Here is a 19,676-nt window from a genome sequence, read left to right on the forward strand (position 1 = left end):
ACCCCCCGGATCATCAACAACAGGAGGGGGAAGCCATGCCGGGCCCGAAGGCCGGAGGCCCCATTGCGGAGCCACGAAAACGGTAACGGGGGGGGTGACACCCCTTACGCCTCGATGTCCCGCGAGGTGAACCGTGCCCACGCCGCCGCGCCGAACACCGCCACGTACAGCCCCTGGAGGCCGAGGTTGCGCCACACGTCCTCCCAGGGGACGGGGTCGCGCAGCACGTCGGCGAAGGACAGCCAGTAGTGGGAGAAGAGGTACGGCTGGAGGGCGTGCAACTGGGGCAACTGGTCGAGGATCTGAACGGTGATGAGCAGGCCGACCGTGGTCGCCATCGCCGCGATGCCGCTGTTGGTCAGCGTCGACACGAACAGACCGAGCGCCGCCACGCCGGTCAGGGACGCGGCGACGACCAGCGCGATCAGCAGGGCGCGGCCGATGCCGTCGGCGAAGGAGATCCGGGTGCCGGAGATGGTGGTGACGTCGCCCAGCGGGAAGAGCAGGGCGCCGACGATCAGCGCGGTGACGGCGACGACGAGCGTGGCGAGCAGACAGAAGGCGACGACGGTGGCGTACTTGGTCAGCAGCAGCCGGGTGCGGCCGGCCGGGGCGACCAGCAGATAGCGCAGGGTGCCCGCGCTCGCCTCGCCCGCGATGGCGTCCCCGGCGACGACGCCGACGGCCATCGGCAGGAAGAACGGCAGCGTCGCGGCCAGCGCCGTGAACACCAGGAACAGTCCGTTGTTGGTGATCTGCGACAGGAAGGCCGGTCCGCCGCCGCCTCCCCCGGCCGATCCGCCATCGCTGGTCTCGGCCTTGACCGCGATCCCGATCAGCACGGGCACGGCCGCCAGGACGGCGAGCAGCGCGAGGGTCCGCCAGCGGCGCACCGTGATCACCAGCTCGCTGCGGAGCAGCCCGAGCGTCCACAAGGGGTGCGTGACCCGGTACGTCGGTTCAGCCCGCGACATCGAAGCCCTCTCCGGTCAGTGCGACGAACGCGTCCTCCAGCGAGGCGCGTTCGAGGGTGAAGCCGCGGACCCGGACGCCCGCCGTCACCAGGGCGGCGCTGACCTCGGCGAGGTCCCGCGCGGGCGGCGCGCCGGTCACCCTCTCGCCCTCGACGGCGACGTCCGCGACGCCCTGTTCCTTCAGCACCCGGGCCGCGTCGGCCGGGTCCGGCGTGAGCACCACGAGCCGCCCGTGCGCCCCGGCGGCCAGCTCGGCCACCGCCCCCTGGACGACCAGACGGCCCCGGTTCATCACGGCGGCGTGCGTGCAGACCTGCTCGATCTCGTCGAGGAGGTGGGAGGAGAGGAACACGGTGGTGCCGTCGGAGGCCAGCTCGCGCACGAGGGTGCGGATCTCCCTCATGCCCTGGGGGTCGAGGCCGTTGGTCGGCTCGTCCAGGACCAGCAGACGGCGCGGCTGGAGCAGGGCGGCGGCCAGACCGAGGCGCTGCTTCATACCGAGGGAGTACGCCTTCGACTTCTTGCCGGAGGCGGCGGCGAGACCGACCCGCTCCAGCGCGGCGGCGACGCGGGCCCGCCGGGTGCGGGGGTCGGCGGTGGGGTCGGCCGCGTCGTAACGCAGGAGGTTGTCGCGGCCGGAGAGGAAGCCGTAGAGGGCCGGTCCCTCGATGAGCGCGCCGACCTGCGGCAGCACGGCGCGGGTGGAGCCGGGCATGGGGCGGCCGAGAACCCGGGCGGTGCCCGAGGTCGGCTCGATCAGGCCCATCAACATGCGGATGGTGGTGGTCTTGCCCGACCCGTTGGGTCCGAGAAACCCGAACACACTGCCCGCCGGGACGCTCAGATCGAGCCCGTCCACGGCGAGCTGAGCGCCGTAGCGCTTGGTGAGGCCACGGGTGGCGATCACCGGCTCGGCGTCGGGCCGGGTCAGCGGGCCTGACCCGGCTCTCCCGGCTTCCTCGGACCCCGCTTCCCCGGCCCGCTCCGCGGAGGACCGTTCGTCCGCCGGTTCTCCTGGCATCTCGTCCTCCGCGGTGGGCCGGTGGGCCGGTGGGCCGGGTCAGTGTTCGGCGTCGGCCGTCTTCAGCAGGGTCTGCTTGGTGACCGCGCCCGCGTAGACCTTGCCGTCGTCGGTGACGAGGGCGTTGACCAGGCGGGTGGAGAACACCGTGCCCTTGCCGAAGTCGCCGGTGACCTGGTCGCCGAGCGAGCCGAGGAAGCCGCCCGCCGAGCCGGAGGGCATGTCTCCCTCCGCGCCGGTGTCGAAGGTGGCGACGCTGGTCCAGCCCTTGCCGACGACCTTGCCGCCGTCGGCCGCCCCGCCGAACAGCGCGCCCGGACCCGCGGTGTGCTCCCGCTTCCCGGAGTCCTTCTCCTCGGTGACCTTCGCGCCCTTGGGCGGGGTGAAGTCGAAGGTGGAGGCGGGCGGCTTGGCGAAGGAGACCTGGGTGAAACCGGTGTCGACGACGGGCTTGCCGCCGCTCTTGGCGGTGAGCGTGAACTTCAGCGGCGTCCCCGTCTTCGCGTCCACCGCGATGGTGACCGCGCCGACCGTGCTGCCCTGCTGCTTGGGCTTGATCTGCAGCTTGTAGGCGTCGCGCCCGGCGACCCGCTCGGTGCCGGCCACGGTCACGGAGGTGGTGTCGTCCACCGCCTTCAGGGCCTCCTTGGCGAAGTCCTGCGGGGTTCCCTGCCGCTCGTCCTCGCGCTGCTTGCCGTGTTCGTGCTGCTCGGCGGTGCCGTGGAAGACCTCGTTGCTGCCGCTGTCGTAGCTCCAGACGTCCTTGCCGTCGTGGATCAGGCTGTACTCGGCGCCGCGCTCGCGCAGCGAGAGCTTCTGCCTGTCCGGGCCGTCGGCGGCCACACGCAGGGTGTGGGTGCCGGAGGCCAGCTCGGTGACCTTGCTGCTCGGGTCGGCGGAGGAGCCGCCGTCGTGGCCGCCGGAGCCGCCCAGACCGCTCTCCAGGCCGCCCAGGTCGGGCAGGCCGAGGTCGGTGCTGATCTTCACCGTGCCGGAGAACTGCTGGACGTCCGAGCGGGCGATCTTCTCCACGAGCCGCTGTGCGCTGATCTTCGGCAGATCGGGGTCACCGGTGCTGGCGAGTGCCGGGACCAGGCCGATCGTGGCCGCGGCCACCCCCGTCACCGCGACCGGGACGACGTACCGGACGGCCTTGCGACGGCCGGGGCGCGGATTCTCGTCCGGTGCGGTGCCCCTGGTGTCGTCGGATGCGTACGGTGCCATGTGTGCCTTACCTCCGTGGTCGGCGGCGGCTGCCCCTCGTATGGTCCACCCAGCCGCCATTCTCACCCGAATCGGTGAGGTGTGGTGGTTTCCGTGGTCACCATCAGACCAAACCGGCCGCGTGAACACGTCAGTCCACGGAGCCAACTCGGCGTACACCTGCGGTATGACGCACGGGGCGGTACCTCCCGCCCGACCCGTAGGGGTCGTACGGGCCGTACCGCCCCGTGTCGTACGTCTGCCCGGTCAGCCGGTGCGGTGCACCACCGCGTCGCACAGTTCGAGCAGGGCCGACTTGGCCGTGCACTCCTTGAGGGGGGCCAGCGCGGCGCGGGCCTCCTCCGCGTAGCGCACGGCGTCGCGGCGGGCCAGCTCAAGGGCGGGGTGGACGCGCAGCGCGGCCAGCGCCTCGGCGTGCCGGTCGTCGTCGGTGAGGTCGGAGTCGAGCAGCTCGCACAGCGCGACGTCCTCGGCCTCGCCGAGGCGGGCGACGCGCTCGCGCAGCCGGAGCACGGGCATCGTGGGGATGCCCTCGCGCAGGTCGGTACCCGGGGTCTTGCCGGACTCCCGGGTGTCGGAGGCGATGTCGAGGACGTCGTCGCAGAGCTGGAAGGCGACGCCGAGGCGCTCGCCGTACTGCGTGAGCACGTCCACCACGGTCTCGTCCGCGCCGGACATCATCGCGCCGAACCGGCACGAGACGGCGACGAGGGAGCCCGTCTTGCCGGAGAGCACGTCCAGATAGTGCTCGACCGGGTCGCGGCCGTCCATGGGACCCGCGGTCTCCATTATCTGACCGGTGACCAGCCGCTCGAACGCGAGGGCCTGGACGCGGACGGCCTCGGGGCCGAGGTCGGCCAGTATCTGCGTGGCGCGGGCGAAGAGGAAGTCTCCGGTGAGGACCGCGACCGAGTTGCCCCAGCGGGTGTTGGCGCTGTCGACGCCGCGGCGCACGGCGGCCTCGTCCATCACGTCGTCGTGGTAGAGCGTGGCCAGGTGGGTCAGCTCCACGACGACGGCGGAGGGCACGATGCCCGGGGCGTACTTGTCGCCGAACTGGGCGGAGAGGAGCACGAGCAGGGGACGGAACCGCTTGCCGCCGGCCCGCACGAGGTGCTGCGCGGCTCCGGTGATGAAGGGGACCTCGCTCTTGGTGGCCTCTAGCAGGCCCTCCTCGACAGCCGTCAATCCGGCCTGGACATCGGCTTCCAGTGCCTGGTCCCGCACGCTCAGCCCGAACGGCTCGCCGACGGTCACGAGGGGTCTCCTGTCTGCTGGTGTCTGCTGGCGACTACACGGTTTGTCGATAGGTCGCTGCCATCACTCGGATCAGCGTATCCGGTCGCGTTTCCATCACCGTTATCACCCACCGGCCCAGCACGGGAGGTATCGGCTCACAACGGTCTACTTCTTCTTTGGCGGACATGGACGGACATTCATTGACTTAACAGGACGATGTGCCTGCTGCCGGAGCTCGGCGCGCCGGGCGGACACCCGTCCGACCCCCATGCGGAGGGGGCCGTCTCTCCAACGAACGGGACCACCCCAGAGGTTCCGCATCCGACCGGACCAACACTCCCTAATGCCCACAGATGGATTAAATCTACCTAATCGCTTATGTCTGACTTTGCGTATTTTGCGGCTCAGTGAGTTGGGTCACCAGACCCCCTGTGGCGACCGACAGGTCCCAAGTACCCCGTTCGCCTTGCTTCATGGGCCAGTTGAGGCTTGACGAGCACAAAGGATCAAGTACCCCATTCGGGACAAGTCAAGATCAACCATGGCTTTATGTGAATCCGGCACTTGTTCCCGACATGTGCTCTCACATACGTTCCGGCCAGTCGGGCGACGCCGAATCCTGCCGGGCCCGACACACCCACTCGACGAACTCATTTCGTACGGCAGGAGCGGGGGAACCAGGTAGGCCGCCGGGACGGGTCGACGCGCGTCGACCCCGCACCGGCTAGGGGTGAAGCCGCGACTTCGTGTCCCACGGACACGGATGTGAGCGGCCGGGCACCTCCCCGCCCGAACCCGACAGCTCACCTCGCAGGCGCCGGAGAGGAACGTGTCATGCCTGCTGCCGCTCAGCCACGCCGTGCCCGCGCAAAGCGCATCGTCCGTACGCTCGCCGTCACCGGTACCGGTGCCGCCGTGCTCGCCCTTCCGTTCATCGGCGCCACCAGCGCCTCCGCCGCCCCCGCCGCCGCGCCGGCCGCCGTGACCACCTCGGCCGGTCACGCGAACAACCTCGACGGCTGGATCCGCGAGTCCCTCGCGATCATGAGCCAGAAGGGCATCCCGGGCACCTACGACGGCATCTACCGCAACGTGATGCGCGAGTCCTCGGGCAACCCCCGCGCCATCAACGACTGGGACATCAACGCCGTCAACGGCACCCCGTCCAAGGGCCTGCTCCAGGTCATCGACCCGACCTTCACCGCGTACCACGTGGCGGGCACCTCCCTCGACCCGTACGACCCGGTCGCGAACATCACGGCCGCGTGCAACTACGCCTGGCACCGCTACGGCTCCATCGACAACGTCAACAGCGCGTACTAGGCCGTAAGGCGCTCTCGAAGGACGTTCTCGGGGCGGGGCGCCCGTAGGTGAATCACCTACGGGCGCCCCGCCCCTTTCTCCTGTCTCTCCCGCTTCTCCCGTCCTGCGGGCCGGAGCCCGTACACCCTCTCCAGGACGACCGCGATGCCGTCGTCCTCGTTGGAGAGGGTGATCTCGTCCGCGACCGCGCGCAGTTCACGGTGGGCGTTGGCCATGGCCACGCCGTGGGCGGCCCACTGGAACATGGGGATGTCGTTCGGCATGTCGCCGAAGGCGATGGTGTCGGCGCGACCGAGGCCCAGGTGCTCGGCGGCCAGGGCGAGTCCGGTGGCCTTGGTGATGCCGCAGGGCTGGAGCTCGACGGTGCCGGGTCCGGACATGGTGACCGTGGCCAGCGAGCCCACGACCGAGCGGGCGGTCTCGGTGAGTTCGTCGTCGGACAGGCCAGGGTGGCGCAGCAGCACCTTGCTGATGGGTGCGCGCCAGAGGTCCTCGCGCCGGTCCACCCGTACGGCGGGCAGCGTGGGGTGGGGCATCAGATAGCCCGGCTCGATCAGCGTGAGTCCGTCCACGCCGTCCTGGTCGACGGCGGCGTACACCTGGCCGACCTCCGCCTCGATCTTCCCGAGCGCGGTCTCGGCCAGCTCCCGGTCCAGCCGCACGGACCACAGCATCCGCCCGGCCCCCGCGTCGTACACCTGCGCCCCCTGCCCGCACACCGCGAGCCCCGTCGACCCCAGCGACGCCAGCAGCGCCCGCACCCTCGGCACCGGTCGCCCGGTCACCACCAGATGCCGCGCCCCTTGTCTCCCGGCCCCCTCGAGAGCGGCCCGCGACCGCGCCGAAACGGTGTCGTCACCGCGCAACAGCGTCCCGTCCAGGTCGGTGGCGATGAGTGCGGGAAGGGGAGGTGCGGCCATGATCAGAGAATACGGACGGCGATGGCCTCCGACTCAGCTTCGGGGTGGGGGAGTTGCGCGCGCAGGGGGCGGTGGTCGCGCGGGTTGCCCCGGGGCGCGGGCCGCTGCCCCCCGGCCGGGACATCCCCGACCACAGCGCTGCCGGGGCACGACCCGGCGCGGCGAGCGACATGGTCGGGCCCAGGATCCCGGGCACTGCCCGGGGTGCAGCCGGTGACCCCCGGTGACACAGCCCGGTGCGGCCGGCGGCTCCCCAGGATGGGGTCCGCTGTGGACAGGGCGCGGCGCGGCCCAGGAGCGGCCCGGCACGGCCGAGACGCGCCTCAGGGACGGCCCCGGCGCGGCCGGGGACGGCCCGGGGCGGCGTCCATGGGCCGCCCGGTGCGGCCAAGGCGCGCTCCGGGAAGCGGCGAGGCTCGTGGCCCCGCGGCGCCTACCCGTGTGCCGACGCCAGGTGCTTCGCCAGGCGTGGGGAGGCGAATTCGGTGCCGCAGACGAAGCGCATCACCGGGCCGTAGGAGGAGGCGGCGGGGAGGCCGGTGAAATAGAGGCCGGGGATGGAGGAGACGTAGCCGGGGCCGAGGCGGGGAGTGCCTCGGGTGGTGGTGAGGCGGGCGCGGAGGGTGGGGCCGAGGAAGTCCATCGCGGAGACGTTGACGCGGTAGCCGGTGGCGGCGATGACGTGGTCGGCGGTGAGGTGTTCGGCGCGGCCGCCGTGGGTGCGGACCTTCAGGACCGGGGCGCCGTCCGAGATCTCGGTGGAGAGGACCCGTTCGACCTCCTTCACCTGCACCTTGCCCTCGAAGCGGTCGCGGAGCCACCACGCGCCGAGCGGACCGAGGACCCGGCGGACGAGGTGGTGACGGACGGAGTCGGGGAGGAAGCGGTAGGGGTCGGCGTGGTAGCTGAGCGCCCACAGGGACCAGGCGCGGCCGAAGGGCGACTCGGGCCGGAAGCGGGGCTGCGCCCAGGGCGGCGCGCCGAAGGCGACCCGGCCCCGGCCGCGCGAGACCACCCGTACCTGGGCGCCGGCCTCGGCGGCGAGCGCGGCCGTCTCCAGCGCGGACTGTCCCGCGCCGACGACGATCAGCTCCTTGCCCGAGAACCGGCCGAGGTCGTGGTGCTCGTAGACGTGCGAGACGGGGGCGGTGGGGCCGAGGCCGCCGGTTTCCGGTCCCGGTTCGAGTTCGGGTGGCAGATGGGCGAGCCCGGAGAGACCGGTCGCGACCACCACCGCGCGCGCCTGGAACGCCTCCCCCGAGTCCAGCTTCAGCTCGAAGTCCCCGCTGCCCTGCGCCCGCTCGACGGAGACCACCCGGACCTGCTCCAGACCGGGGACCAGCTTGCGCTGGAACCACTCCCCGTAGGCGATGAAGGTCTCCACCGGGATGATGTCCTCGTCGGTGACCAGCCGCCGGATGCCCGCCGCGTCGCAGTAGTCCGCGAGGGTGTGCCCCGGCTGGGGGCAGTCCAGGCTGGAGGCGGCGGGCGTCGACTTCAGCAGCATCCCCTCGGGCATGTGGTCGCGCCAGCTCACCATGGGGTCGCCGAAGACGCGGACGGGCAGCCCCCGTGCCCGCAGATGGGCCGCGGTGGACAGACCGAACGGCCCTGCCCCTACGACTGCAACCGGTCGAATCACGAAGTCCCTCCCAGGACGCTCTCGCGCCACCCTCGTGGCCTTGCCGCTTCGTCTTGCTCTCGCGCTGCCGCCGCGTGGAGATCCCCTCGGGCCACCTTCCCGCCGTGTGGAATCGCCGCCGCGGGGGTCAGGTGGTGCCGCCGCGGCGGTTGGTCCGCCACAGCGCGTAGAGGTGCTTCGCGCCCGGACGCACGAAGCGGGCCAGCATGGTGACGAACGGCATGGGGTCGTCCGCCGCGAGCCACGCCAGCTCGGTGCCGCTCGCCCGCGCCGGGGCGTGCGGCGTGGTGTAGCCGCTGCGGCGGTAGGCGAGGAGCGCGGGCAGGTCGATGTTCTCCACCACGTACCGGTTCCCGGAGCGCTGCGCGCCCTCGGGCACCGGCCGCCCGGTGAGGTTCAGATGCAGGGCGCGGACGACGTCGATGCCGGACTCGCTCTCGAAGAGCCGGAACTGCGCGCCCATGCGGGGGTTGAAGTCCAGGAGCTTGTACTGCCCGTCGCGCCGGTCGAAGCGCAGATCCAGGTCGACGACCCCGCTGAAGCCGATCTCCTTGATGAACCGCGCTGCGAGGTCCGCGAGTTCGGGGTTGTCCACCACGTACGCGTGCGCCGTCATCCCCGCATGAGGCGGCCAGGAGCGGACCTTGACGCCGGTGAAGAGGGCGAGCGGGCTCGCGTCGGCGTCGAAGCAGGCGTGCACGATCCAGTCCTCGGCGGACTCCCTCGGCAGATACTCCTGGAGGATGACGCCGGGGTCCTCGCCCCAGTCGCGGGCGAGGTCGAGCAGGCCCGCGCGGGTGGCGATGCGGGTCGTGCCGCCCACGGCGGGCCGGCTGCGCCGGACGAACGCCTCGCGGTTCTTGGCCACCACCGGGAAGCGGGCCCGTTCCGCGAACTCGGCTATCTCGGCGTACGAGCGCGGGAACACCGTCACCGGGGCCGCGATCCCGTGCTCCCGGCACAGCTCGTGCAGCCCCTGCTTGCTGGCCAGACGGCGCGGCAGCGCGGGGTCCACGCGCGGGAAGAGGAACGGTCCGGCCAGCGCGTCCTGGTGCTCCGCGATGAGGACGGCGGCTTCCTCGTCGGTCGGGATCAGGACCGTGGGGCGCCCGATCCGGCGGCCGATCCGCAGCAGACCCTCGACCAGGTGCTCCGGCTCCTCGGCCCCCGTGGTCGGCCAGACGAAGGCACGCTTCAGATAACGGGAGGCGGCGGCCGGGGTGTAGGCGTCCTCGGTGATCGCGTACATCGGCACGCCGAGCCTGCCGAGACTGCGGATCGCGCCGACCCCGCCGTGGTGCAGCGGATAGCCGCCGAACTTGACTATGAGACCTGGCACTTCACGGTCCGCCTGGACCGGCGCCCCGGCGCGGCTTCCGGCCACGGGTCGTCCCCCCACGTGTCCCCCCTTTGGACCGGACCCACCCCGCCCGTGTCCCCCAAGGACGCTAAGCCGGAACACTTCCCTCCGACAAGTGCTATTCGGACATTGCGAACTCTTTAGCCATGGGGCGGACAACTCCATGGCGGCCGCCCGAAACGGCCACGGATCCGCTCGTCAACGCACAGCACAGTGCTGCCAAGACAGCGGTCCCGGCCGTAACGTGTGGGCCGACCACATGGTTGGCCACATCAGGCACGGCCCGGATGAGAGCGAGGCGGCACCCATGCCCCCCTTCGACGTCCCCGAGGGCGACCCCTTCGGTCCGCACAACCTTCCCTATGGCGTGTTCTCGCCCTCCGCCGACGCCGAACGGAGGGTCGGGGTCCGGCTCGGCGACCGGGTGCTCGACGTGGGCGCGGTCGCCGCGGCGCTCGGCCCCCCGGACGCGGACCTGCTCGCGCGGCCCACACTGAACCCGCTGCTCGCCGCCGGACCGCAGGCGTGGTCGCGGGTGCGCACCGCGCTGACCACGTGGGTCGCCGGCTCCGACCCCGCCCACCGCGCCGCCGTGGCGGCCCATCTCCACCCGCTCGCGGAGGTCCGGCTCCATCTCCCCTTCGAGGTGGCCGATTACGTCGACTTCTACGCCTCGGAGAACCACGCCCGCAACGTCGGCCGCATCTTCCGCCCCGACGCCGCGGACTCGCTCACCCCCAACTGGAAGCATCTGCCCATCGGTTACCACGGTCGGGCGGGCACGGTCGTCGTCTCCGGCACCGATGTCGTACGCCCCTCGGGGCAGCGCAAGGGCCCCGGGGACCCCGAGCCCGTCTTCGGGCCCTCGATCCGGCTGGACATCGAGGCGGAGGTCGGTTTCGTGGTCGGCACGCCGTCCGCGCAGGGCACCCCGGTACCGCTGACCGACTTCCGCGAGCACGTCTTCGGGCTGTGCCTCCTCAACGACTGGTCCGCGCGCGACATCCAGGCCTGGGAGTACGTCCCGCTCGGTCCCTTCCTCGGCAAGTCCTTCGCCACCTCGGTGTCGGCGTGGATCACCCCGCTGGCGGCGCTGGAGCACGCCCGCGTGGCGCCGCCCGAGCGCACGCACCCCCTGCTCCCCTACCTCGACGACTCCGGCACCGAGCCGGCCGGCTACGACCTCCGCATCTCGGTCGCCGTCAACGGCCAGGTCGTCTCCGAGCCCCCCTTCTCCACCATGTACTGGACCGCCGCGCAGCAGCTCGCCCACCTCACGGTCAACGGCGCCTCCCTGCGCACCGGCGACCTCTACGCCTCCGGCACGGTGAGCGGCCCCGCCGAGAACCAGCGCGGCTCCCTGCTGGAGCTGACCTGGAACGGCCGCGACCCGCTGGAACTCCCGGACGGCAAGCGGGCGTTCCTGGAGGACGGCGACGTGGTGACACTGACGGCGTGGGCGCCGGGCGCGGACGGGACCCGGGTCGGGCTGGGCGAGGTGAGCGGGCGCGTCGTGGGGAGTTGAGCGGGGGCGGCCAGGGGTGCCGAGACGGGGGCGGCGATGCGGAAGTCCCAACCGGACCGTTCCGCTTACCCGTTCGGCCCCCGGGACAACTGACGGACGGCCCTCCTCGCGTCATACTGGCGTAACACGCACCACCGCCCCGCACCCTTGGCCACCAGGAACCGGAGCCCCGGCATGACCGTCTGCCTGCTCCTGCTGAGCGCCGTCGCGCTGACGGCCGCCCTGCCCGCGCCCCGCGCGCTCACCCGGGCCGCCTGGCCCGACCGGGAGCCCGTGGTGGCGCTGTGGGTGTGGCAGTGCCTGGTCGCCACCGTGCTGCTGTGCTGTCTGACCGCGCTGGTGCTGGGCGCGGCGGCCGTCTTCCACACCGTCCGCGACCATGTGTTCGCGCCCGCGCCGCCCGCCGTCACCGCCGCCTACGACCTCTCGGCCGCGCCGCCCTGGGCCGCCGTGCTCACGGTGCTGCTGGCCTCGGGAGCCGCCTGGACCACCGCCATGCTGGCGCGCGAGCTGACCGAGGTGCGGCGGCGGCGCGGGGTGACCCGGGCGCATCTGGACGAGCGGGCCCCGGAGCTGCCCGCCGGGCTGCCCTCGGGGCGCGGGCCGCTGCTGGTCCTCGAGGACGAGTACCCGGACGCCTGGTGGCTGCCCGGTCATCCGCCCCGCCTGGTCGTGACCACCGGGGCGCTGCACCGGCTCACCGACCACCAGCTCGACGCGGTGCTCACCCATGAACGCGGTCACGCCCGCGCCCACCACGACTGGCTGCTGCATCTGTCGAGCGCGCTCGCGACGGGCTTCCCGCGCGTGCCGCTCTTCGCGCACTTCCGCGACCAGACGCACCGGTTGGTGGAACTCGCCGCCGACGACACCGCCTCCCGGCGCTGCGGTCACCTCACCACCGCGCTGGCCCTGATCGAGCTGAACCAGCACCGGGGGGTGCTGTCCTGCGCCTCCAGCCGCCGCCTGCTCGGCGAGCGCGTCGACCGGCTCCTGGAGCCGCCGCCCCGGCTGCTGCGCAGGCAGCGCGCGCTGACCACGGCGGTGGCCGCGCTGATCCCGCTGCTGCCCCTGCTGATCACCTTCGCACCGGGGCTGACGGCACTGGCGTGAGCGCGAACGGCTAGTCCCAGTAGGGCTCTTCGTCGTCGCCGGGCCAGTGCTCGTCGTGGCCGGTCGCCGCAGCGGGCTCAGCGGACCCGGCGGGCTGTGCGGACCCGGCGGGGGCCGAAGTCGCCGCTTCCGGCTGTCCGTCGAGCACCGCCAGCACCCCCTCTCCGTACGTCGCGAGCTTCTTCTCGCCCACCCCGCCGATCGTGCCGAGCTCGCGCACCGAGGCCGGGCGGGCCATGGCGATCTCGCGGAGGGTGGCGTCGTGGAAGATGACGTACGCCGGGACGCCCTGTTCCTTCGCCTGCTCGGCGCGCCAGGCGCGCAGGGCCTCGAAGACGGGGACCAGTTCGGCGGGCAGCTCGGCCGCCGCGGTCCTGCCCTTGCGCTCGCCCCGGCCGCCGGAGGAACGGGCCGTGGTGGGCCGCTTCGGCTCCTTGCGCAGCAGCACCTCCCGCTCGCGCCGCAGCACCGCGCCGCTCTCCTCGGTGAGCACCAGCGTGCCGTACTCGCCCTCGACCGCCAGCAGCCCCTGTGCGAGCAACTGGCGGACGACGCCGCGCCATTCGCCCTCGCTCAGGTCCTCGCCGATACCGAAGACGGAGAGCTGGTCGTGGTCGAACTGGATCACCTTGGCGCTGCGCTTGCCGAGCAGGATGTCCACGATCTGCACGGTGCCGAACTTCTGGCCCCGCTCGCGCTGGAGCCGCACCACCGTGGAGAGGACCTTCTGCGCGGCGATGGTGCCGTCCCAGGTCTCCGGCGGGGTCAGGCAGGTGTCGCAGTTGCCGCACGCCTCGGCGCCGGGCACCTGGCCGAAGTAGGCGAGGAGCTGGCCGCGCCGGCACCGGGCGGTCTCGCACAGAGCGAGCATCGCGTCCAGGTGGGCGGCGGCACGGCGGCGGAAGTTCTCGTCGCCCTCGCCGGACTGGATCAGCTTGCGCTGCTGCACGACGTCGCCCAGGCCGTACGCCATCCAGGCGGTGGAGGGCAGTCCGTCGCGGCCGGCGCGGCCGGTCTCCTGGTAGTAGCCCTCGATGGACTTGGGCAGGTCGAGGTGGGCGACGAAGCGGACGTCCGGCTTGTCGATGCCCATGCCGAAGGCGATGGTGGCGACGACGATCAGGCCGTCCTCGCGTAGGAAGCGGGACTGGTGGGCGGCGCGCGTGGCCGCGTCCAGACCCGCGTGGTACGGCACCGCGGCGATGCCGTTGGCGGTGAGGAACTCGGCGGTGCGCTCGACGGAGTTGCGTGAGAGGCAGTAGACGATGCCCGCGTCTCCGGGGTGCTCCTCGCGCAGGAAGGCGAGGAGCTGCTTCTTGGGGTCGGCCTTGGGGACGATCCGGTACTGGATGTTGGGCCGGTCGAAGCTGGCGACGAAGTGGCGGGCCCGGGGAAGGTTCAGCCGCTGGGTGATCTCCTCGTGGGTCGCCCGGGTGGCCGTGGCCGTCAGGGCGATCCGGGGCACGTCCGGCCAGCGCTCGCCGAGCAGCGAGAGGTTCAGGTAGTCCGGGCGGAAGTCGTGGCCCCACTGGGAGACACAGTGCGCCTCGTCGATCGCGAACACGGAGATCTTGCCCCGGGAGAGCAGGTCGAGCGTGGCCTCCACGCGCAGCCGCTCCGGGGCGAGATAGAGCAGGTCCAGCTCACCGGCGAGGAACTCGGCCTCGACCGTGCGGCGCTGGTCGAAGTCCTGCGTGGAGTTGATGAACCCGGCCCGCACACCGAGGGCGCGCAGCGCGTCCACCTGGTCCTGCATGAGCGCGATCAGCGGCGAGACCACGACACCGGTGCCCGGCCTGACCAGCGCCGGGATCTGGTAGCACAGCGACTTGCCGCCACCGGTCGGCATGAGGACCAGGGCGTCGCCGCCCGCCACCACATGCTCGATGATCGCTTCCTGCTCGCCCCGGAACGCCTCGTACCCGAAGACCCGGTGCAGCGCGGCCAGCGCCTCGCTCCCGGCCGCGCCCGGCCTCTCGGTCGCCGTCGTCATCTCGCTGATCCCGCCTGTCCCACTCATCGCCTGTCCCCCGTGCGCCGCGTCCCGACCACCGCATCCACCATAGGCGCCCGCGCCGACAGCCCCGGAAGTTGTCCACAGGTTCCCCCGCTCACACGACTGCCCGGCACCCCGCACGGGGGCGCCGGGCAGCGGTGTGCCGGATCAGCGGACGAACACGCTCGCCTGGTTCGCCAGGGTCAGGAAGTACTGCGGTGCCACACCGAGGACCACCGTGACCGCCACACCGATCGCGATCGCCGTGGTCGTCAGCGGGGAGGGGACGGCGACCGTGGGGCCGTCCGGCTTCGGGGCGCTGAAGAACATGAGGACGATCACGCGGATGTAGAAGAAGGCCGCGATGGCGGAGGAGAGGACACCGATGACCACCAGCGGGGCCGCGCCGCCCTCGGCCGCCGCCCGGAAGACCGCGAACTTACCGGCGAAGCCGCTGGTCAGCGGGATGCCGGCGAAGGCGAGCAGGAAGACCGCGAAGACCGCCGCCACCAGCGGCGAACGGCGCCCGAGCCCCGCCCACTGGGACAGGTGGGTCGCCTCGCCGCCCGCGTCGCGCACCAGGGTGACCACGGCGAAGGCGCCGATCGTCACGAAGGAGTACCCGGCCAGATAGAACAGCACCGACGACACGCCGTTCTGCGACGTGGCGATCACACCCGCGAGGATGAAGCCCGCGTGCGCGATGGACGAGTAGGCGAGCAGGCGCTTGATGTCGGTCTGGGTGATGGCGATGATCGCGCCGCCCAGCATCGTGACGATGGCCACGCCGAACATCACCGGGCGCCAGTCCCAGCGCAGTCCCGGCAGGACCACGTAGAGCAGCCGCAGCAGCGCGCCGAAGGCGGCGACCTTGGTCGCGGCCGCCATGAAGCCGGTGACCGGGGTCGGCGCGCCCTGGTACACGTCGGGCGTCCACATGTGGAACGGCACCGCGCCCACCTTGAACAGCAGGCCCATCACAAGGAGCGCCATGCCGATCAGGAGCAGCGCGTCGTTGCCCATGGTGTCCGCGAGCGCCGGGTCCACCCCGCTGACCGTGCCGTCGACGACCTGCGCGATGCGGGTGTACGACACCGAGCCCGCGTAGCCGTAGAGCAGGGCGATGCCGAACAGCGTGAACGCGGAGGCGAAGGCGCCGAGTAGGAAGTACTTGACCGCGGCCTCCTGCGACAGCAGCCGCTTGCGGCGGGCCAGCGCGCACAGCAGGTACAGCGGAAGGGAGAGGACCTCCAGGGCCACGAACAGCGTCAGCAGGTCGTTGGCCGCCGGGAAGACCAGCATCCCGGAGATCGCGAAGAGCAGCAGCGGGAACACCTCGGTGGTGGTGAACCCGGCCTTCACGGCCGCCTTCTCGCCCTCGCCGCCCGGCACGGCCGCCGCCTGCGCCGCGAAGGAGTCGACCCGGTTGCCGTGCGCCGCCGGGTCCAGACGCCGTTCCGCGAAGGTGAACAGGCCGACCAGCCCGGCCAGCACGATCGTGCCCTCCAGGAAGAGGGCCGGTCCGTCGACCGCGATCGCGCCCATGGCGGCGACATGCGCCTTCGTGGTGCCGTACCCCCCGGCCGCGAGCGCGACGACCGCCGCGAAGGCGGCGCACAGCGCGACGGCCGAGACGAACACCTGGGCGTAGTAGCGCGAGCGGCGCGGCACGAACGCCTCGATCAGCACGCCGACCAGGGCGGCGCCGAGCACGATGAGCGTCGGCGACAATTGTCCGTATTCGATCTTCGGCGCCTCGATCTTCGGGATCGGGTCCGCCGCCATTGTCCACAGGCTGTGGACGGCTGTCGCACTCACTTGGCCGCCTCCACCGCGGGCTTGGGGTCCTTCTTGTGTACGTCGGACAGGGTCTGCTTGACCGCCGGGTTGACGACGTCCGTCAGGGGCTTGGGATAGACGCCCAGGAAGACCAGCAGCACGATCAGCGGGGCCACGACCAGCACCTCGCGCACCCGCAGGTCGGGCATCGCGGAGACCTCGGGCTTCACCGGGCCCGTCATCGTCCGCTGGTAGAGCACCAGCGTGTACAGCGCGGCCAGGACGATGCCGAAGGTGGCGATGATCCCGATCACCGGGTAGCGCGTGAACGTGCCGACCAGGACCAGGAACTCGCTGACGAACGGCGCGAGTCCGGGCAGCGACAGGGTCGCCAGGCCGCCGATCAGGAAGGTGCCCGCGAGCACCGGGGCGACCTTCTGCACGCCGCCGTAGTCCGCGATGAGCCGCGAGCCGCGCCGGGAGATCAGGAACCCGGCGACCAGCATCAGCGCGGCCGTCGAGATGCCGTGGTTGACCATGTAGAGCGTCGCGCCGGACTGGCCCTGGCTGGTCATCGCGAAGATGCCGAGCACGATGAAGCCGAAGTGCGAGATCGACGCGTACGCCACCAGCCGCTTGATGTCGCGCTGCCCGACCGCGAGCAGCGCGCCGTAGACGATGCTGACCAGGGCCAGGACCAGGATCACCGGCGTCGCCCACTTCGACGCCTCCGGGAAGAGCTGGAGGCAGAAGCGGAGCATCGCGAAGGTGCCCACCTTGTCGACGACCGCCGTGATGAGGACGGCGACCGGGGCGGTGGACTCCTGCATGGCGTTGGGCAGCCAGGTGTGCAGCGGCCACAGCGGCGCCTTCACCGCGAAGGCGAAGAAGAAGCCGAGGAACAGCCAGCGCTCGGTGTTCGTCGCCATGTGCAGCGAGCCGTTGGCGCGGGCCTGCACGATCTCCTGGAGGCTGAAGCTCCCGGCGACCACGTACAGCCCGATCACCGCGGCCAGCATGATCAGACCGCCGGCCAGGTTGTAGAGCAGGAACTTCACGGCCGCGTACGAGCGCTGCGCGGACGCCGCCACCTCACCGTGCTGGTGCGCACGGTCCCCGAAGCCGCCGATGAGGAAGTACATCGGGATGAGCATGGCCTCGAAGAAGATGTAGAAGACGAAGACGTCGGTGGCCTCGAACGAGATGATCACCATCGCCTCGACGGCCAGGATCAGCGCGAAGAAGCCCTGGGTGGGCCGCCACCGCTTGCTGCCGGTCTCCAGGGGGTCGGCGTCGTTCCAGCCGGCCAGCACGATGAACGGCATCAGCAGCGCGGTCAGCGCGATCAGCGCCACCGCGATGCCGTCGACGCCCAGGTCGTAGCGGACCCCGAAGTCCTTGATCCAGGCGTGGGACTCGGTGAGCTGGTACCGCGCGCCGCCCGGGTCGAAGCGGACCAGGACGACGATCGCCAGCGCGAGCGTGGCCAGCGAGACGAGCAGCGCCAGCCACTTGGCGGCGGTGCGCCGCCGGGCCGGTACGGCGGCCGTGGCCACGGCCCCGAGGGCCGGGAGCACCGCCGTCGCTGTCAACAGGGGAAAGGACATCGGTATCAGACCGCCCTCATCAGCAGGGTCGCGGCGACCAGCAGGGCCGCGCCGCCGAACATCGAGACCGCGTAGGAGCGGGCGAAGCCGTTCTGGACCCGGCGCAACCGCCCGGACAGACCGCCGAACCCGGCCGCCGTGCCGTTGACCACGCCGTCCACCAGGGTGTGGTCGAGGTAGACCAGGGATCGCGTCAGGTGCTCGCCGCCGCGTACGAGGACGACGTGGTTGAAGTCGTCCTGGTACAGGTCGCGGCGGGCGGCCCGGGTGAGCAGCGAGCCGCGCGGGGCGAGCGCCGGGACGGGCTTGCGGCCGTACTGCGCCCAGGCCAGGCCCACGCCGATCACCAGGCAGACCATGGTGGCGCCGGTGACGGTGAGCGCGCTCAGCGGGGAGTCGCCCTCGGCGTGCCCGGTGACCGGCTCCAGCCAGTGCAGGAAGCGGTCGCCGACGTCGAAGAACGCACCGCCCGCGACCGAGCCGATCGCCAGCACGATCATCGGGATCGTCATGGTGCGCGGGGACTCGTGCGGATGGGGCTCGGCGTGCTCGCCCCGGTGCTCGGCGGCGGGCTCGGCGCTCGGTGCCTCCGGCGAGCGGGTGGGCTCCTTCTTCCAGCGCGGCTCGCCGAAGAACGTCATCAGCATCACGCGCGTCATGTAGAACGCGGTGATCGCCGCGCCCAGGAGGGCCGCGCCGCCGAGGATCCAGCCCTCGGTGCCGCCCTTGGCGAAGGCCGCCTCGATGATCTTGTCCTTGGAGAAGAAGCCGGACAGTCCCGGGAAGCCGATGATCGCGAGGTAGCCGAGCCCGAAGGTGACGAACGTGATCGGCATGTACTTCCGCAGGCCGCCGTACTTGCGCATGTCGACCTCGTCGTTCATGCCGTGCATGACCGAACCGGCGCCGAGGAACAGCCCGGCCTTGAAGAAGCCGTGCGTGACCAGGTGCATGATCGCGAAGACGTAGCCGATGGGGCCGAGGCCCGCCGCGAGGACCATGTAGCCGATCTGCGACATGGTCGAGCCGGCCAGCGCCTTCTTGATGTCGTCCTTGGCGCAACCGACGATCGCACCGAACAGCAGCGTGACCGCGCCGACCACGGTGACCACGAGCTGCGCGTCCGGGGCGCCGTTGAAGATCGCGGCGGAGCGGACGATGAGGTAGACGCCCGCGGTCACCATGGTGGCCGCGTGGATCAGGGCCGAGACCGGGGTCGGACCCTCCATGGCGTCCCCGAGCCAGGACTGCAGCGGCACCTGGGCGGACTTGCCGCACGCGGCGAGCAGCAGCGTCAGCGCGATGGCGGTGAGCCTGCCCTCGGAGGCGTCCTTCGCGTGGTCGAAGACCGGTCCGAAGGCGAAGGTGCCGAAGGTGGTGAACATCAGCATGATCGCGACGGACAGGCCCATGTCGCCGACCCGGTTGACCAGGAACGCCTTCTTCGCGGCGGTCGCGGCGCTGGGCTTGTGCTGCCAGAAGCCGATCAGGAGGTACGAGGCGAGACCGACGCCCTCCCAGCCGACGTACAGCAGCAGGTAGTTGTCGGCGAGGACCAGCAGGAGCATCGCCGCGAGGAACAGGTTGAGGTAGCCGAAGAAGCGGCGGCGCCGCTCGTCGTGCTCCATGTACCCGATGGAGTAGAGGTGGATCAGCGAGCCGACGCCGGTGATCAGCAGCACGAACGTCATCGACAGCTGGTCGAGCCGGAAGGTGACGTCCGCGTGGAAGTCGCCCACCGAGATCCAGGTCCACAGGTGCTGGATCAGCGTCCGGTGTTCGGCGTCCTTGCCGAGCAGCCCGGTGAACAGGACCAGACCGATGACGAAGGAGGCGGTGGACAGCAGGGTGCCGATCCAGTGGCCGACGCGGTCCAGGCGCCGGCCGCCGAGCAGGAGCACGGCGGCTCCGAGCAGGGGCGCCGCGATGAGCGGCGCGATCAGGTTCTCCACG

The 19,676-nt window shown here is 71.6% G+C and carries 14 protein-coding genes and 1 riboswitch; of the genes, 3 read left to right on the forward strand and 11 right to left on the reverse strand.

Features of this window, described 5'->3' with window-relative positions:
- Positions 1-104: 104 nt before the first annotated feature.
- The 4 genes from ACWEEU_RS23825 to ACWEEU_RS23840 all read right to left on the reverse strand — a co-directional run bounded on the left by ACWEEU_RS23825 (position 105) and on the right by ACWEEU_RS23840 (position 4,476).
- Positions 105-974, reverse strand: coding sequence for an ABC transporter permease (locus tag ACWEEU_RS23825; protein WP_385747625.1), 870 nt, complete (start codon positions 972-974; stop codon positions 105-107).
- The gene (locus ACWEEU_RS23830) at positions 961-1,995 is read right to left on the reverse strand and encodes an ABC transporter ATP-binding protein (RefSeq protein ID WP_451734830.1); all 1,035 of its coding nucleotides are present in this window, start codon (positions 1,993-1,995) and stop codon (positions 961-963) included. The genes ACWEEU_RS23825 and ACWEEU_RS23830 overlap by 14 nt, the downstream gene beginning before the upstream one ends.
- 39 nt (positions 1,996-2,034) lie before the next feature.
- Positions 2,035-3,219, reverse strand: coding sequence for a LolA family protein (locus ACWEEU_RS23835; protein WP_451734832.1), 1,185 nt, complete (start codon positions 3,217-3,219; stop codon positions 2,035-2,037).
- 246 nt (positions 3,220-3,465) lie between these two features.
- Positions 3,466-4,476 (reverse strand): polyprenyl synthetase family protein, encoded by a 1,011-nt coding sequence (locus ACWEEU_RS23840; protein ID WP_385747631.1) that lies wholly within the window; start codon positions 4,474-4,476, stop codon positions 3,466-3,468.
- Positions 4,477-5,090: 614 nt separating this feature from the next.
- Positions 5,091-5,290, forward strand: a riboswitch (cyclic di-AMP (ydaO/yuaA leader).
- 2 nt (positions 5,291-5,292) lie between these two features.
- Here ACWEEU_RS23840 and ACWEEU_RS23845 point away from each other — a divergent pair.
- On the forward strand, positions 5,293-5,781 hold the full coding sequence (locus ACWEEU_RS23845) for a transglycosylase SLT domain-containing protein (RefSeq protein ID WP_385747633.1): 489 nt from the start codon (positions 5,293-5,295) through the stop codon (positions 5,779-5,781).
- Positions 5,782-5,837: 56 nt separating this feature from the next.
- On the opposite strand, the gene ACWEEU_RS23850 is transcribed toward ACWEEU_RS23845, so the two are convergent.
- The 3 genes from ACWEEU_RS23850 to ACWEEU_RS23860 all read right to left on the reverse strand — a co-directional run bounded on the left by ACWEEU_RS23850 (position 5,838) and on the right by ACWEEU_RS23860 (position 9,727).
- Positions 5,838-6,701, reverse strand: coding sequence for an HAD family hydrolase (locus tag ACWEEU_RS23850; protein ID WP_451734834.1), 864 nt, complete (start codon positions 6,699-6,701; stop codon positions 5,838-5,840).
- A gap of 433 nt (positions 6,702-7,134) precedes the next feature.
- Positions 7,135-8,343 carry an FAD-dependent oxidoreductase gene (locus ACWEEU_RS23855; RefSeq protein WP_385748259.1) on the reverse strand — a complete coding sequence of 403 codons (1,209 nt, stop codon included), beginning with the start codon at positions 8,341-8,343 and terminating at the stop codon, positions 7,135-7,137.
- Between the two features lie 127 nt (positions 8,344-8,470).
- Positions 8,471-9,727, reverse strand: a complete 1,257-nt coding sequence (locus ACWEEU_RS23860; protein WP_451734836.1) for a carboxylate--amine ligase — start codon at positions 9,725-9,727, stop codon at positions 8,471-8,473.
- A gap of 283 nt (positions 9,728-10,010) precedes the next feature.
- Here ACWEEU_RS23860 and fahA point away from each other — a divergent pair, with 283 nt between their 5' ends.
- Both fahA and ACWEEU_RS23870 read left to right on the forward strand, forming a co-directional pair.
- Complete coding sequence (gene fahA / locus ACWEEU_RS23865; protein ID WP_451734838.1) at positions 10,011-11,228, forward strand: fumarylacetoacetase; 1,218 nt, start codon at positions 10,011-10,013, stop codon at positions 11,226-11,228.
- Between the two features lie 174 nt (positions 11,229-11,402).
- Positions 11,403-12,341 carry a M56 family metallopeptidase gene (locus ACWEEU_RS23870; protein ID WP_385748265.1) on the forward strand — a complete coding sequence of 313 codons (939 nt, stop codon included), beginning with the start codon at positions 11,403-11,405 and terminating at the stop codon, positions 12,339-12,341.
- 10 nt (positions 12,342-12,351) lie between these two features.
- Here ACWEEU_RS23870 and recQ read toward each other — a convergent pair whose 3' ends face one another.
- The 4 genes from recQ to nuoL form a co-directional block, all read right to left on the reverse strand.
- Entirely contained in the window at positions 12,352-14,361 is a 2,010-nt protein-coding gene (gene recQ / locus ACWEEU_RS23875) for a DNA helicase RecQ (RefSeq protein ID WP_451734840.1), read from the reverse strand.
- A gap of 144 nt (positions 14,362-14,505) precedes the next feature.
- On the reverse strand, positions 14,506-16,155 hold the full coding sequence (gene nuoN, locus ACWEEU_RS23880; protein WP_451734842.1) for an NADH-quinone oxidoreductase subunit NuoN: 1,650 nt from the start codon (positions 16,153-16,155) through the stop codon (positions 14,506-14,508).
- Positions 16,152-17,723: an NADH-quinone oxidoreductase subunit M gene (locus tag ACWEEU_RS23885; protein ID WP_385748270.1), complete on the reverse strand. Its 1,572-nt coding sequence runs from the start codon at positions 17,721-17,723 to the stop codon at positions 16,152-16,154. The genes nuoN and ACWEEU_RS23885 overlap by 4 nt, the downstream gene beginning before the upstream one ends.
- A gap of 5 nt (positions 17,724-17,728) precedes the next feature.
- Entirely contained in the window at positions 17,729-19,675 is a 1,947-nt protein-coding gene (gene nuoL, locus ACWEEU_RS23890; RefSeq protein ID WP_385748272.1) for an NADH-quinone oxidoreductase subunit L, read from the reverse strand.
- Between the last annotated feature and the right edge of the window lies 1 nt (position 19,676).

This window comes from Streptomyces sp. NPDC005004 (assembly GCF_053600675.1).

Coding starts and splice junctions, on each gene's coding strand:
- fahA (WP_451734838.1), top strand. CDS start 10,011: ATGCCCCCCTTCGACGTCCCCGAGGGCGACCCCTTCGGTCCGCACAAC.
- ACWEEU_RS23870 (WP_385748265.1), top strand. CDS start 11,403: ATGACCGTCTGCCTGCTCCTGCTGAGCGCCGTCGCGCTGACGGCCGCC.
- ACWEEU_RS23835 (WP_451734832.1), bottom strand. CDS start 3,219: ATGGCACCGTACGCATCCGACGACACCAGGGGCACCGCACCGGACGAG.
- ACWEEU_RS23825 (WP_385747625.1), bottom strand. CDS start 974: ATGTCGCGGGCTGAACCGACGTACCGGGTCACGCACCCCTTGTGGACG.
- ACWEEU_RS23885 (WP_385748270.1), bottom strand. CDS start 17,723: ATGTCCTTTCCCCTGTTGACAGCGACGGCGGTGCTCCCGGCCCTCGGG.
- ACWEEU_RS23845 (WP_385747633.1), top strand. CDS start 5,293: ATGCCTGCTGCCGCTCAGCCACGCCGTGCCCGCGCAAAGCGCATCGTC.
- ACWEEU_RS23850 (WP_451734834.1), bottom strand. CDS start 6,701: ATGGCCGCACCTCCCCTTCCCGCACTCATCGCCACCGACCTGGACGGG.
- ACWEEU_RS23830 (WP_451734830.1), bottom strand. CDS start 1,995: ATGCCAGGAGAACCGGCGGACGAACGGTCCTCCGCGGAGCGGGCCGGG.
- recQ (WP_451734840.1), bottom strand. CDS start 14,361: ATGAGTGGGACAGGCGGGATCAGCGAGATGACGACGGCGACCGAGAGG.